General features: G+C 59.5%; 17 protein-coding genes. 8 read left to right on the top strand and 9 right to left on the bottom strand.

Annotated features, from left to right (window positions below):
- The first annotated feature begins 20 nt into the window (after window positions 1–20).
- The 3 genes from A3AS_RS0118465 (at window position 21) to A3AS_RS43535 (ending at window position 2707) form a co-directional block, all read left to right on the top strand.
- The gene (locus A3AS_RS0118465; RefSeq protein ID WP_371260684.1) at window positions 21–539 is read left to right on the top strand and encodes an MOSC domain-containing protein; all 519 of its coding nucleotides are present in this window, start codon (window positions 21–23) and stop codon (window positions 537–539) included.
- 105 nt (window positions 540–644) lie between these two features.
- Window positions 645–2468 (top strand): DNA ligase D, encoded by a 1824-nt coding sequence (gene ligD / locus A3AS_RS0118460; protein ID WP_049814913.1) that lies wholly within the window; start codon window positions 645–647, stop codon window positions 2466–2468.
- Window positions 2465–2707, top strand: coding sequence for a hypothetical protein (locus A3AS_RS43535; protein ID WP_018319051.1), 243 nt, complete (start codon window positions 2465–2467; stop codon window positions 2705–2707). Before ligD ends, A3AS_RS43535 begins: the two co-directional genes overlap by 4 nt.
- A 38-nt stretch (window positions 2708–2745) precedes the next feature.
- Here the strand turns inward: A3AS_RS43535 and A3AS_RS0118450 are convergent, their stop codons facing one another.
- Complete coding sequence (locus A3AS_RS0118450; RefSeq protein ID WP_018319050.1) at window positions 2746–3759, bottom strand: P1 family peptidase; 1014 nt, start codon at window positions 3757–3759, stop codon at window positions 2746–2748.
- A gap of 12 nt (window positions 3760–3771) precedes the next feature.
- On the bottom strand, window positions 3772–4713 hold the full coding sequence (locus A3AS_RS0118445; protein ID WP_018319049.1) for an alpha/beta fold hydrolase: 942 nt from the start codon (window positions 4711–4713) through the stop codon (window positions 3772–3774).
- Between the two features lie 61 nt (window positions 4714–4774).
- On the opposite strand from A3AS_RS0118445, the gene A3AS_RS0118440 reads away from it, so the two are divergent.
- The gene (locus tag A3AS_RS0118440) at window positions 4775–5389 is read left to right on the top strand and encodes a TetR/AcrR family transcriptional regulator (RefSeq protein WP_018319048.1); all 615 of its coding nucleotides are present in this window, start codon (window positions 4775–4777) and stop codon (window positions 5387–5389) included.
- Between the two features lie 447 nt (window positions 5390–5836).
- Here A3AS_RS0118440 and A3AS_RS0118430 read toward each other — a convergent pair whose 3' ends face one another.
- The 6 genes from A3AS_RS0118430 to A3AS_RS45130 form a co-directional block, all read right to left on the bottom strand.
- On the bottom strand, window positions 5837–6712 hold the full coding sequence (locus A3AS_RS0118430; protein ID WP_018319046.1) for an NAD(P)H-binding protein: 876 nt from the start codon (window positions 6710–6712) through the stop codon (window positions 5837–5839).
- A gap of 81 nt (window positions 6713–6793) precedes the next feature.
- Window positions 6794–7744 carry a cyclase family protein gene (locus A3AS_RS0118425; protein WP_018319045.1) on the bottom strand — a complete coding sequence of 317 codons (951 nt, stop codon included), beginning with the start codon at window positions 7742–7744 and terminating at the stop codon, window positions 6794–6796.
- A gap of 68 nt (window positions 7745–7812) precedes the next feature.
- Window positions 7813–8232, bottom strand: a complete 420-nt coding sequence (locus A3AS_RS45140; protein WP_157644290.1) for a putative quinol monooxygenase — start codon at window positions 8230–8232, stop codon at window positions 7813–7815.
- A gap of 859 nt (window positions 8233–9091) precedes the next feature.
- The gene (locus A3AS_RS0118405) at window positions 9092–9721 is read right to left on the bottom strand and encodes an alpha/beta fold hydrolase (RefSeq protein WP_245283211.1); all 630 of its coding nucleotides are present in this window, start codon (window positions 9719–9721) and stop codon (window positions 9092–9094) included.
- A 347-nt stretch (window positions 9722–10068) separates the two neighbouring features.
- Window positions 10069–10347, bottom strand: a complete 279-nt coding sequence (locus A3AS_RS50015) for a putative quinol monooxygenase (RefSeq protein ID WP_371260686.1) — start codon at window positions 10345–10347, stop codon at window positions 10069–10071.
- On the bottom strand, window positions 10313–11227 hold the full coding sequence (locus tag A3AS_RS45130) for an AraC family transcriptional regulator (RefSeq protein ID WP_084674841.1): 915 nt from the start codon (window positions 11225–11227) through the stop codon (window positions 10313–10315). Before A3AS_RS45130 ends, A3AS_RS50015 begins: the two co-directional genes overlap by 35 nt.
- A 415-nt stretch (window positions 11228–11642) precedes the next feature.
- Here A3AS_RS45130 and A3AS_RS0118385 point away from each other — a divergent pair, with 415 nt between their 5' ends.
- The 4 genes from A3AS_RS0118385 to A3AS_RS0118375 all read left to right on the top strand — a co-directional run bounded on the left by A3AS_RS0118385 (window position 11643) and on the right by A3AS_RS0118375 (window position 13963).
- Entirely contained in the window at window positions 11643–11987 is a 345-nt protein-coding gene (locus tag A3AS_RS0118385) for an antibiotic biosynthesis monooxygenase (protein ID WP_018319038.1), read from the top strand.
- Window positions 11988–12192: 205 nt separating this feature from the next.
- Window positions 12193–12645: an SRPBCC family protein gene (locus A3AS_RS0118380; RefSeq protein WP_018319037.1), complete on the top strand. Its 453-nt coding sequence runs from the start codon at window positions 12193–12195 to the stop codon at window positions 12643–12645.
- A 116-nt stretch (window positions 12646–12761) separates the two neighbouring features.
- Complete coding sequence (locus A3AS_RS45125; protein WP_371260682.1) at window positions 12762–12965, top strand: acyl-homoserine-lactone synthase; 204 nt, start codon at window positions 12762–12764, stop codon at window positions 12963–12965.
- A 62-nt stretch (window positions 12966–13027) separates the two neighbouring features.
- On the top strand, window positions 13028–13963 hold the full coding sequence (locus A3AS_RS0118375) for a LysR family transcriptional regulator (protein ID WP_018319036.1): 936 nt from the start codon (window positions 13028–13030) through the stop codon (window positions 13961–13963).
- Here the strand turns inward: A3AS_RS0118375 and A3AS_RS0118370 are convergent.
- The gene (locus tag A3AS_RS0118370) at window positions 13930–14175 is read right to left on the bottom strand and encodes a DUF2274 domain-containing protein (RefSeq protein ID WP_018319035.1); all 246 of its coding nucleotides are present in this window, start codon (window positions 14173–14175) and stop codon (window positions 13930–13932) included. The two genes, A3AS_RS0118375 and A3AS_RS0118370, sit on opposite strands and share 34 nt — an antisense overlap.
- Window positions 14176–14178: the final 3 nt, after the last annotated feature.

The raw sequence follows: 14178 nt of genomic DNA, 5'->3' as shown, positions 1-14178 counted from the left end.
TCGAAGGACGCGTTGTGGCCGTGTCAGCAGATCGCGGGCACGGTTTCAGCAAGACGCCGCAGCGCGACATCCTGTTGGTGGAAGGCAATGGCGTCGAAGGCGATGCGCACGCCGGACCCTACGTTCGCCACAGATATCTCGCCCGAAGGCAGCCCCGCCTGCCCAATATGCGACAGGCTCACCTGATTCCGTCCGAGCTATTCGGCAAACTACTGAGATGCGGCTACGACGTCGGTGCGGGAGACCTCGGCGAGAACATCACGACGATCGGCCTCGACCTCGAGGCGCTGCCGCTCGGGACGCGAATCCTGCTCGGGCCGACGGCCTCGGTGGAACTGACCGGGCTTCGCACTCCCTGCGTGCTGATCGATCGCTTCCGGCCGGGCCTGAAACGACAGGTGCTGTCATCTGAGAAAACGGGCCCGACGTTCAGATGCGGAGTGATGGCCGTAGTTAGAACCGGCGGGCGCGTCGCTGCGGGCGATATTGCGCGGGTGGTCCTCCCCAACCCTCCTCATCGGGCTCTCCCGCCCATATAGCTCCTCGGCCTAAAAACCGGCCAGCCGCGACGAAGCGCGATCGCGTTCACCAGCGGAGGCTCATTTCCAGGAGGGAACGAATCGGCCCGAACGCGTTGAATCCGCATGTGTGCCGTAGTGTTGCGTCAGTCTCGCTTGGGAGTATCGCGCGCCGCTGGGGCGCACAAAGCTGCTATTCCAGGTTACATCGACCCTTGTGACCCCACGTTGCGCGAGACTCCGCCGCGCGGCCAAGGTTGGGTCTATGAGATCAAGGCCGACGGTTACCGCGCGCAGCTACACCTCGACGACGGTGACGTCAAAGTATATTCGCGCACGGGTTACGACTGGACCGAGCAGTTTTCGTCAATCGCCGCAGCGGCGCACAAGCTGAAAGCAAACAGTGCGATCATCGACGGTGAAGCCGTGGTGTACGGCAGCGGCGGATTACCGGACTTTCAGCAGCTCCGGCGCGAGCTCGGCAAGAAGTGCAGCGAGCGTGTCCGCTACCACGCATTCGACCTGCTTTACCTTGATGGTTACGATCTGCGTAACGTTGCGTATGAGGATCGCAAGCGCTTGTTGCAGGCCCTGCTCAAGCATGCGCCCGAGACCTTCATCTATGTCGAAAGCCTGGAAGCAGATGGCGACCGCATCTTCCACAATGGGTGTGAGCTGGGCTTTGAAGGGCTCATCGCCAAGCGGCTTGGACAACCATACCGCTCAGGCCGGCAGGAGACTTGGATCAAGCTCAAGTGCAAGAAGAGCGAAACCTTTCCGATCGTTGCTTTCGTAGAGAAGCTTGGCGCCCATCCTCGCAAGATCGCCTCGCTCTACGTGGGCCGTCGCGAGAACGGCAAGCTGCTCTATGCTGGCAAGGTCCGCACGGGCTATACGGAGACCACCGCGCGTGAATTGCGCGAGCGGCTGGATCCATTGATCCGGCGCACGTCGCCGCTGGACGTCAGGATCAAGAAGCCAAAGGCCACCTGGGTCGCCCCCACCGTCGACGCTGAAGTCGAGTTTGGCGCGCTGACGGACGACGGCCTGCTGCGCGAGGCCGTGTTCAAGGGGCTTCGCGACGACCTCGCCGTGAGGAAGGTCAGGGCCCCTCGCCTGGTCCCCTCCCCCGTCGGAAGGTCGAAGCTCGCAGTCCCCAAGGAAAACATCCTGCAACTGCTGCCCGACGCCGTCGTCCCCTCGAGGGAAGAACTCGCGGAGTACTGGAAGCGTGTTTGGGGGAAGGCGCTACCGCACCTGGGCAATCGTCCGCTGAAGCTCGTCAGGCACGTCCACGGCACCACGTTCTACCACAAGGGACCGCTTCCAAAGGAGATTCCGGAAGCGGTGCATCAGCTCCGGATCCAAAAGCGCGAAGGCGGCCAAGGTACACGCCTGTGGATCGACAGTCTTGATGGCTTGCTCGGCTTAATCGACATCGGAGCGATCGAGCTGCACCCGTGGAATTCGACGGTGGACGATTTCGAGCACGCCGATCACATCGTGATCGATCTCGATCCCGGAGATGGCATTGAATGGGAGTTGGTCGCCGACACTGCTCTCGAACTCCGCGCGGCCATGAAACGTCAGGGCTTCGACACCTGGCCGAAGTTGACCGGAGGTAAGGGCATCCATTTGATGGCGCCGCTTAGTGAACCCATACTGCACGACCAGGCGCATCAAATTGCACGAGGCCTCGTCTCTGACTTCGCAGCGCGCAACCCCGCCCGCTATATCCTCTCGGCACAGGCGACGCGCAGCGGGCGAATCTTCCTCGATTACTTACGGAACGGGCGCGGCACCACCGCCATCGGCACCTACTCGCCGCGGGCGCGGCAGGGCTTTCCAATTGCTGCACCCGTCACCTGGCCACGTATCGAGAGTGGCATCAGGCCGGATGCCTTCACGATTGACAATCCATTCCGCGCCACGCGGAGGTCGCAGCCATGAACGACGCATTCGACCAATTCTGGCAGTGGCGAGAGAAGCCGCCGGGCAGCAGGCTCGCAATTTCGAACGAGATATACAGTGCGGTCATGTCTTTGCCAGAAGCCCAGCGCACAAGCCGCGAAGCGGTCAATGCGGCAGTCGAGAGCTGGTCCGCGCTGCGGTCGAGCACCACGGGACTCTTCGTAGATTCGGCGGCGGCGCTCCGTCCGTCGAACCGCCGAGAGCTTTGCCGCGACTGACGCCATTCCGGTGGAGGCCAGTTGAGTCTCGTCAAATCTTATTGTCGGCCGCTTCCGGGGGCCGACGCTCCATGAACCTCACGCCAGCTGGGCGGCGCCACCCCGTTGGCCAGCGGCGTTGCTTCATAGATGCCTCTCGCGATGGCACGCGCGAGGCACTCGGCGGCCATCATCCCGATTTCGGTGAGGTCAGCGAGGTCGGGCGTGCGCGCGGCCCGGCCGGTCGTCGCCGCGAACACGATGTCGCCGTCCATCGGGGCGTGGGCCGGCCGCAGCGAAAGCGCAAACCCGTCCTGGGCCATGATCGCGACGCGCTTCATCTGCGCCTTGGTAAGGGCTGCGTCGGTGACGACCACGCCGATGGTCGAGTTTGCCGGTGCGTTGCCCTTGATTCTCATTTGCAGAACTTCCCGGGTGGATTGGCCGCCCTGCCCGAGGCCGCCGAACTCCGCCTCCTGCTCGTATGGGGCCGCCCAGAAATGCGGACCCTCCCCGCGTGTGGCGCGTCCAACGGCGTTCACGCCAACCAACGCGCCCACTCCGAAGCCGTTAGACGTGACTGCGCTTGCGGATCCAAGTCCACCTTTGAGGTCATAGGTGGTCAGGCCATAGCCAACGCCGGCCGTGCCGAGGGCGAACGTCGCGCCCGCAGTGCTTGCCGCCCGGTAGCCGAGATCCCAATAGGGTGGACGGCGTCCCCAATCCTTGTTGCCGCCGTTGGCAAGATCAAAAAGGATTGCGCCGGGAACAATCGGCACGCGCGCTGGGCCGACCTGAAGCCCTCGCCCGAGTTCGAGCAGGCGCGCTTGTACGCCGCCAGGTGCATCCAGACCGAACGCCGATCCGCCGGACAATACGATGGCGTCAACTGAGGACACCGTCATCTCGGGCTCAAGAAGGGCTCCGTCCCGAAGGCCAGGCGCGCCGCCGTGGATCGCAATCGACGCAACAGCTGGTTGCTCGAAGAGGACGACGCTCACTCCCGAGGCAACGTTCTCGTCCTCCGCGTTTCCGACGAGGACACCATCGATATCCGTAATCAGATTCTTCATATCTGCTCCTGATTAGCTACCCTGTGCAGTGCGGCGTCCGACGTCATCCAGCGTCATGCTCGGCAGCCGTCCAGCCCAAAAATCCCTTAATGCGCTGGTCAGCTCACGCGGATTGTCTTCCTGGACGTTATGGCCCGCGCCAGGGATTTCGAGCCATCGCCCGTTGGGAAATCGCGCGGTGAAACTGTGCGCAGCCTCTCTGGTGACGATCAGGCTGTCCCCGCCCCTGGCCAGCAGAAACGGTGCGGCCATCTCGCGGACCCGCGTCTCCAATCCTGCGAGATGGCGCAGGATCGCGGCAAAGTCAGTTGGACGACGGCGGTCGGCTCTCCAAAGCAGGCGCTCGTCGTCGTGACGCCTCAAGAGGACACGCATCCGATAATGCAGGCGCTGTGGATCGCTCTTGGGACTGACCGCAAGCGCCATCTCGACCACGTCGTCGATCGTGGAGGCGCCTCGAAAGTCGTTGATGAAGCTGCGCATCCGCGCAGTTGCGGCGAAGATCGGCCTGGAGACCACGTCGACCATCGTGAGGCTCTCGGTCCGGGCGGGATGGCGCAATGCGAATTCGCAAGCCACGATCCCGCCTAACGACATGCCGGCGAGGTGCGTGCGTTCGATCGAAAGTCCGTCGAGCACGGCCGAAACGTCCGCAGCATAGCTCTCGATCGAATAGTCGTCGGCCCAGTCGCTGGCGCCGTGGCCGCGCAAGTCGAGCGCCACAAGCCGAAACTCGGTCCGCAGCCCAAGCGCCACGTAATCCCAGGTGCGAGCTGAGAGAGCGCCGCCATGCAGCAGCACCACACACGGTCCCTGCCCGCCCCAATCGAGGGCGTGGATCTCAGGTCCGCCCCGCGTGCGGAGACGGCGGGACTGCGGCGGAGCGAGGTCGGAAAAGGATACGCCGAGCTTGGTGGCGATCATCGCCAGGGCCTCGGGATACCAATCCTCCATGGACAAATTCCTTACTTAGGGTACCCTAAGTAAAGGTAAACTCTATGCTGGAAGGATGTCAATGGCAACGCGACAGCGTCGGACTCCGCAAGCCGCGAAGTTTGCGATCCTGGATGCCGCAGAACGGCGACTGCATGACGAGGGGCCCGAAGGCGTGCGCATTCAGCGCATTGCTGCAGATCTCGGCATCACCGACGCTGCGGTCCACTACCATTTCGGCACCCGCGAAGCGTTGATGGATGCCCTGCTGCGCCGGATCGGTCGCCGGCTGGTGGATGATATTGACGCGACCGTCGAAGGCTGGGCGCCCGGCCAGATCGATGTCGCAGCCCTGGGTCGGCTGTTTCAGCGCGCCTATGCCGATGAACGCGCCGCCAGGCTCGCGCTCTGGCTCAGCCTGGCAGGCTGGCGGCCAAAAGGATCAGGGATGCTCGGATCGCTCGTCAAGCGTGTGCATCGCGCGCGGATCGAAACCGCGCGGAAGGCCGGGCATGCGGCGCCGCGGCTGGCGTCCACCCAATACGCCATCGCTCTCTTGAGTGCGGCCCACATGCATGCGGCGATGGCAGGTGATGCTTTACTGGCGAGCGTGGCTGAAGACCCCAGCGGCCTCAATCAGAGGGCTTTCCTCAAATTCGCAGTGGAATTGATCGCACGCGAACTTGCTGACGAATGAGCAAGAGCGGCAAACGCGATTGCCTCGAGGCTATGCTCGCTATCAAGGCTGAAGCTATTGCGGCTAAGCATCTCATATCCAGGTAGTCGACCCGAATGGCTTCCTCCATCGCAACTGCAAGGCTCGACGCACTGATCTGAAATATTGAACCTCTGGTCGTGCTGCGGCTGAATGGCGAAGCTGTTTTGAAGCAGACAATCTGTTCCGAAGGTTTCGCAGAGCAAGAACACAAGCATATTGTATGCCCCAATTGGGCGGGCTCATGGCTGCCGGTCGGCCATGGGACCGGCACTTCTTGCGCAGCATCGACCTTACGCCCAGTAAAGGCGACTACCTCCACAACGCGACTACCTCCACGTTGACAGCCGCAGCTCGCAACGAATGTAATCGAGCCGTGTGGCCAGAGGCTTCGCTCAAAACTCGCAGTCCACGCGATCCGCCAATACGTCAATTTTTCGCGGCGCGGACTACCAGACTATCGATATATCGTTCGAGCGTGATCGCTCCTCGCGACGCATCAGCAGGCATGTCGAATCCATTGTCGACGCACAATTCCGTCATCCGGGTGTACGATAGAGCGGCGGCCTCCGAAAACCCGAGCTGCAGAAACCCATCATACCACTCCGCACGTGGCTTTACCTCAACGTCTATTGGCCGTCCGAGCGCTTCCGAAAAAGCCCTGGCGACATCTGCGGGTGAATAGCGCTCCGGACCCTCCATATAGCGCACACCCACGTCATCCGTGCCGGACAATAATCTGTCTGCCGCGAATCGGCCCAGATCCTGCGGGGCGACCATTGGAACGGAAAGTTCGGCCGGAAACATGCTCGGCAGCTTGCCCGTCGCGCGAACGGTGTCGAGCAGGCCGTCCCAATTGCTCATGTAGTATGCCCCTCGATTTATCGCGGTTGGGATTGGCTGCCGCCGTAGCCCCTCCTCGAATTCCCAGAGGGTGTTCAGATCGCCGATGCGGTCACCTGATTGAGCGCCACCAGTTGACACAGCAACGACCTTCTCCAGTCCTGATCCTGCCAGCGCTTCGAGAATGCTGGCCACCGTGCGTTTCTCAACCGCGTCCGTGTCTGTAGTCGGATCGGCAGGCGGATTGAGAAGCAAGGCGCGGCGACCGCGACGAAGGGCTGCGTGGAGCGACGAAACGTCGTTGAGGTCTGCCTCGACAATCTCTGCTCCTTTCTTACGCCAGCCGCCTGCGTGGCCGGAGTTACGGGAAACAATTGTAACCGCCTTCCCCAAAGAGAGCAGGATGTTCGCGGTGGCTGAACCAATGTGTCCAGTACCTCCCATGATGACATACATCAGCATCCCTCATTCATCGCAGAAGTCGCACTTCGCTCCGCCATAAGCGGAGCCATTTGAGATACCTAGCCCCGGTGAAGCTCAAGTCTACTTAATGGCTTGAGGATTGACCGGCGACCCGGCACCACCCGGCAGATGCAGTGGTGGCGCACTGAAGAAGAATTCATACACCTTGTCCTGGGCGCAATCTTCAGCGAGCTCCTTAAGGTAGAAAATCTCGCCCATCGAAATACCGATCGCGGGCATCACCACCCAATGCCACGGTTGATTGGCCTCATCGGTTTCGTTCGGGCGCACTTCGCAGCCCCATGTATCCGTGCAGATCGCGGCGATGTCTTTTTGGCGGATCCAATAGCAGGTCTCGAAGGCCATGCCCGGCGCGTTCCCACCTGCATAGCCACTCCAGTCCTTTTTCGTGAGGCAGCGCTCCTGATGGCCAGTCCGGACGATCACAAAATCGCCCTTGCGAATTTCGACGCCCTGCTGTTCGGCGCAAGCGTCCAGCTCATCACAGGTGATCCCATAACCATCATCCAGGGAGTCAACTTTCCTGAACCGGGCGATATCGAGCAGCACGCCGCGGCCGGCCATTTTATCGCGCATGTGTTCAATGCCTAGCTTCCTGGCGCCGCGCGCGTCGACCAGCTTTGCGTCATAGCCGTTGTACATCTTGTGGCCGTAAAAAATGTGGCACAACGCATCCCACTGCGTCGAGGCCTGACAGGGCATGTTAATTGCATCGTCCGCGTAACGCAGATGCGGTGATGGCGCGTCCTGGTTGCCCGCGGCCGCATCGGTCCCGGTGGCAAGCATCGTGTGGATCGGATTCCAACGGCCGCCAAACAAGCCAGACTGTATCGGCTCCTTCAGCGACAGACCAAGGGAGAACACCCTGCCCGTCTTGATCAGTTGGCCCGCTTTTACGACGTCGTCGGGCGTTATATTGTTCAACGTTCCAATCTGATCGTCCTTACCCCAGCGTCCCCAGTTGGAAAGCTTCACGTGGGCCTCACGGATTGCAACCATGTCGACTTTCAATGCTTCACCTCGTTCTTGTGAACGCCTGCCGAATCCGAACGCTCTTCAGAAGACGACCGATCTTGGCCTCAGATTTCCATTACTGCTATGGTCGTGCAGCAGGAGATATGAGGGGGAGCCACAAGAAGGGGCTGAAGTCGAGCGATCAAACCCTTGATTGGATCGCGCGAGAGATGTGCATCGCAAGCACCACGATCTTTGTACAGTTCGTAGACAAGGAAACGGCTGGCATCGTGCTGATGCCGATGTGCGTTGTAAGTGACGGTGTCGGGTTCATCGCGGGTCATTTCGACCAGGCTGCGTAAAATATGCTCAACTTCCGCCGTTGCGGACTGCCGGGCGGTCATTTCGGCGAGTAGCAAGTACATTGCGGCTGGTTTCCCGTTGTTCGTCACTTTCGCTGAGATGTTGGCGGCGCCGAGCAGCGTGGTATTGTAAAAATGCGGCTTGGTCCGAGCGAGCGTAAGATGCCGGACAGGCGAGCCCAAATTGAGCCCGGAAAAGGTATGAATGAAATGCCGTGTGAAAGCGCGACATCTAGAATACGCGCAGACGGATCGGCGAGCACCGCATATTCCATGGCGGCGATACGATCTGGCATGGAAGCTGGTGGCGCATCTCGGAACGCTTCCCGAGCTTCGATGTCGCTTTCCTGCCGGCAAACGGGTTATTGCTCGCTTGTCTGGAATGGAACCATCCAATCTGCCGGGAACGCTAACGCCTGATCAGGCGGCGGTAGCGGCTCGGCTTCTAAGAGCTCGGATTCTGTCCCATCCACTACAGGCAGTTCAACAAACCCGACAAATATCGCGAGCATCCTGATGTCGAGATCGGCCTACGCGAAGCCGCCAACCGCGAGGGCGTTCGGTTGGTCGCGGCCGCGGATGGGAAACCGCTGCACATGGCCTGAGACCGCTCCATGATCGAACGCGTGGTTCATCGTAGTGCCGCGGCGAAACAGTGGTGCCCATCTTCATCGACCGCGGTGCGCCAGGCTTGGCGAGCAAGTCGTCACACGGATCGACTTGAGCCGCCTCGCCCCTCAGGCTGGTTGGGTCCAGAACGCGGACCGGAAACTCAGTAGAGCGGACTGGTAACGGACCTAGCAACGTCCAAGCGAATGAACCACTGCGGACGTTAATCCCCCTCCTCTAGGTCTCGCCAGAAGCCTAGTACGGCCGATATGATTGCTTCCGGAGCGTCTTCCTGTACGAGATGCTTTGCACTGGGTATGGTATGAAAGGCCGCGCCTGGAATGCGGTGCGCAAGCTCGCGACCGTCTTCAAGTGGAATCCACTCGTCATCCTCTCCCCACAGGATCGTAACGGGACAGCGGATCTCGCCGTATCACCACTCAACCTCTTGCGAGTATTTGTCGTCCATCTGCGCGACCTGGCGCCAGAAAGCTTGTTGACCTTCTGCTCGCAGCCACGGTGCAAGATAGAGCGTCATCTCATCGTCACGTAACGCGTTGGCAACTGCGCCGCCGATGTAGGCGCGCAGGATTGCTTCGTGAACGTAGGATGGGAGTCCGGAAAAGACCTTCTCGTATTCCTTGGCAATACGAACCAGCGGTGAGCCTTGCGGGCTGATTGCGACCGGATCGATTAGCACCAACGATCGATAGTTCAGCGCGTTAAGCAAATGAGCGCGTAGCGCTGTGGACCCGCCGAAATCGTGCGCGACCACATCGGGGTCTTGTAGGCCCCAGTGACGATAGAGCGCTGCGAAGAGCTCATTCTGAACGCCGCGTGACACGTCACCGTCCGGTTTGTCGGATCGACCGTAACCAAGCATGTCGAAGCAATAGACACGTCGCTGCCGGGCAAGCAACGGCCCAATTCTGCGCCACTCCGAGGATGAAAAGGGCGTACCATGCAGCAAAACCGCGGGCGGACCCTCGCCCATTGCTCCCCAAGCGATTGAGTGCCCCTGAAATGTGAAGCGCTCGGGAAGAGGCCAATCCGTTGTCGTCATTGTTCCGACCTTGGATCTGGTGGCAGTAATCGATGTGCAACGTCCACTGGTATTACGGGTTCCCGATGGGTCGGGCCGCTCGATGTTCCGTTCGCCCGCCAAACAAGCCAGACTGTATCGGCTCCCTTCAGCGGCAGACCAAGGGAGAACACCCTGCCCTTCTTGATCAGTTGGCCCGCCTGGACGACGTCGTCGGCCGTTATATTGTTCAACGTGCCTATCTGATCGTCCTTACCCCAGCGCCCCGAGTTGGAAAGCTTCACGTGGGCCTCACGGATCGCAACCATGTCGACTCTCATCGCCGCAGCCTCACTGCCATGCTTCGTTCTCGACCATACACTTTGGCTTCAAATTTCCATCACCGCGACGGTCGTGCAGCAGGAGATCCGCGGGGGAGTGACAAGGAGGGGCTGAAGTCGAGCAATCAAAACCTTAATCGGATGGCGCGAGAGATGCGCGTCGCAAGCATCGCGATCTTTATACAGTTCGTAGACAAGGAAGCGGTTGATATCGTCCTGATGCCGATGAACATTGTAAGTTATAGCGTCGGGTTCATCGCGGGTCATTTCAACCAGGTTGCGCAAAATGCGCTCAACTTCCGCCGTTGCGGACTGCCGGGCAGTCATCTCGGCGAGTAGCAGGTACATTGCGGCTTGTCCCCGTGTTCGCCACTTTGGCTGAGATGTTGGCCGCGCCGCTCAACGAAGTATTGTAAAAATGCGGTTTGGTACGGGCCAGCGCAAGATGCCGCAGAGGCGATCCCAATTGGAGTTCAGCAAAGGCATGAATGAAATGTGCCTGATCGTAGAAGCCGTGTGAAAGCACTACATCCAGAACATGCGCAGACGGATCGAGCAACAGCTCGCGCATAACATGTTGAACTCGACTCAATTTTCGAAACTCTACAGGTGTCTGGGCCGTCAGCGTTTTGAACCGACGCTCCAGCTCACGTCTCGCGACGCCGAACCGCAAAGCAAGGTTATCTATCGAGGCCGCAGCATGATTTTGATAGATTGCCGAGATCGCATTTTCGACAAGCTCGTCCGATCGTCTGCACTCAAGCCGTTCAAGCAAGAAGCGCTGAATTATTCCTGACGCGCCCTCTTTCGAACGAGCGTTAGACACTTCAAGTGATAGTTGACGACCACGGCTTTCCCAGAGCTCCATGACTGAATGGGTTCCGTCAATTAGATCCTGTCCGGGCACGTTGAGGAACCTATGCATTCGTCCCGCTCGCAGCCTCACAGCGATAAAGCCAACGTCACGCTGTGGGCGTAACTGAATGGGCTTTCGCCGCACGCATATCAAATGCGCTTCGTCGAATACGTGATCCTTGCCTTCCCGCTTTTGGATGAACGGCCTGCCATAGTGGAAGAATATCTCTGCTCCAGTCCCCGGCAGCAAGGTGGGTAGCTCGACAACCTCCTGGCCGATACTCTCCCATCCCCACAAGCGTTCAACGTAGGGGCGCAATGGGGCGATTGGGACAATGCTGAACTTCTTCAAGATCGTGTCGCTCCCAATCCTCTCGATGTTCTCGCCAGATCCAGGTTACCCGCGCTCGCCTCTCGACCGAGCCACAACCGACTGGCCGCCGTAGGCTTCTGTGCAGGACGAACGGCAGTATGATCTATCGACATCGCCATCGCAAACTTTCCAAGCGCCGTAACGGCGACGCAGCAACGATGCTTGAGAATTGGTCTACCACTGACGCAGGCCCGTTGCTTTCTTTGGCCCGCGGCGAATTGCATTCAGCCGAACTTAACGGTGTGTTCTTGACGACCGCCAGCTGAGCCCAAGCTCGCTTGTCGCAATTTTACAATACAACTTGGCACCTCTTGGAGAAGCTGGCGCCCGAAGGACATCCGCTCCCTTCGGTTAGAGATGACCGACGATTCCATCGTAAGAAAGCAGACGATTCATGATTGCCGTAATTTTTGAATCCTGGCCGGCTCCTGGAAAGAAACAGAGTTATCTGGATATGGGTACTGCCTTATCCACGCACCTAGCTTCGCTGAATGGCTTCATATCAATCGAGAGGTTCCAGAGCGTGGTAGATCCTGAAAAGCTGTTGGCCCTCTCGATCTGGCGGGACGAGGCAGCCGTTGATAATTGGCGTAGAGCTCAAATTCACCGGGCTGTGCAGGCGGGTAGCCGGCGCGATGTCTTTAAGGATTACCGGCTCCGCGTGGCAACGGTCATCCGCGATTACGGAATGTTCGATCGCGATCAAGTGCCCATGGACAGCCGTGATGCACACGGCTGACGCTCCAAGATCGAATGGCTTTTGCGCCAGTAGTGCGCCGAGTTTCTCAAGCCGCCTCGCCGAATACCTTGGAGGCTCAGATAGCACGCTAGATGCACGGGGGGGCCTGGGGCCCTCCTTCAGCCGGAGCGTGAGCCGCGGACCGGTCATGCCCAAAGACCCGAACATTGAATTTGCTGGTAGGAGCGACAACTGGAGAAGCGAGATGCGGAAGCCGGAATTCGTCTACGTAATCTTCATAAAGACGACGCCCGAGACGCTGTGGGAGGCCTTAACGTCGAGCTACTTCTCGAAACGCTATTGGTTCGGCGCGGAGCTACGAAGTGACTGGAGATCTGGTTCGCCGCTAGCGCTCGTCATGAACGGCGTTACCACCGAGACCGGAGAGATCCTCGAGGCCGATCGACCCCGGCGGCTTTCCTACACGTTTAAGCATGTTACGAAGGAGGCGTACCGGAACGAGAGGCCGTCAACGGTTACATTCAAGATCGAACAGCATGGAACGGTGGTCAAGCTGACTCTGACGCATGAAGGGTTTGCCGAAGGCAGCAAATTCCTGGAGGACATTTCCAAGGGCTGGCCTGCCATTCTGTCGAACCTCAAAAGCCTTCTGGAAAACGGCGCCGCGCTGGACATTCCTGTCTCTGCGCTCGGTTGAATCATCCCGTTCGCCTCATGCTGGTACATCCCCTACTCTAGTTGGGATCATCATCGCCATAAAAAGATACTCGGAGACGAAGCTGCGCCGGCATCATCGCTTGGTTAACAGACATTGTGACCGTTACTGATACCCGCATGGACCGCATATTGAGGCGAGCGGGGTGGCCCCTGCGCCGAATGGGTCAGCCACGACGATTTGGCAATACTGACGCAGTTGCCGGGTATCTCGAGGTCTCCTCGGAATGCCTGGCGCAGGTACGAAGTGCAGGAAACCTGCAGTCTCCCGTACTGTGGGAACCTGCAATGAAGGCGGCGTGATATTTGGCTGGAATGACCAGCCAAGGCTCTACCGTCGGACTCCCGATACCAGGAAGCTTCAAATGGCTCCTGCTCATAGGGCAGCTCAAGTCGAGTTACGTCACTTGCGGGCGGCAATCGCTGCCGCAGATTGCGGAAGCCTTCGCCGGGCATCGGAACATCTGGTGATCCGACATTCCGCGTTAAGCCGCCTGGTCCGCCAACTTGAACATCTGGTGGGGGCGACATTGTTTGAGCGCTCCAGCACAGGGGTTATGCCCACCGCCGCAGGTCAGAGTGTCCTGCGGATATCAAGGACAGTTCTGGAGCAGGTCGAGGCGATGCTGGTGGCCGCTGGGTCCAGCGGTCGCGGCGAAGCCGGATGTCTCAGGATGGGCTTCTGCACTTCTATTTCCGCCGGGAACTTGAGAGCGACCATAGTCGAGTTCAGAAGCAATTTCCCGCAGGTCGACCTGACGACCGTGGAGCGGCCTCGCACCTCGTTAATGAGCGCCCTCAGGAATGGGACTCTCGATATAATCATCGTTCCGGGGCAAAAGCCGCACCCGGACGCCGAAACGCTGCCCGTCTGGAGTGAGCGCACACTAGCTTTGGTTCCGAATGATCATCCTCTGGCCGCGCACGAGTTCGTCTACTGGACAGATCTGCGCGGACAGACGATCCTCGTAAGCGAGTATGATCCAACCGGTCTCGAAGACCTGTTGATTGCTAAGCTGGTGGCAGACGAACATCGCCCAACAATCGAGAGGCATGATGTGAGCCGAGGTATCATAAAGAGCCTGATCAGTATGGGACTCGGAATCGGCCTTGTCATGGAGTCGGACATGGGCGCCAGCTTCGCTGGCTTGGTCTATCGAGAATTATGCGACGGCGCCGGCCCGAGCCGTATCGGCTTCTATGCCCATTGGCGCGACGACAATGAGAATCCGACCTTGAAGCGTTTCCTCAATTTGTTGACTGAACGCTATCCCTCACCCTCGCCGGCCTTCGGAGAATGACCAGCTCGTCTCGCCTTTGCAAACCCGCGGTCCGTGGCCATAAAGCGCGCCAGCATGGGCGCGATCAGCTTTGCGGGGTCGATGCGCTGCCCACTTTCGCTTGCCAAGGCCTCTGCATAGGCGACGAGATCTCGATGCACTGACGCTGGAAGTTCAGCGGCGACCTTGACGGGCTTGTCATCGGGCAGCGCTGCTATTCTAAGCTTGGGCATCCC

Origin of the sequence: Bradyrhizobium sp. WSM2793 (assembly GCF_000379585.1) — a bacterium.
Classification (GTDB): domain Bacteria; phylum Pseudomonadota; class Alphaproteobacteria; order Rhizobiales; family Xanthobacteraceae; genus Bradyrhizobium.
This window is presented reverse-complemented; position numbering and strand designations above follow the sequence as displayed.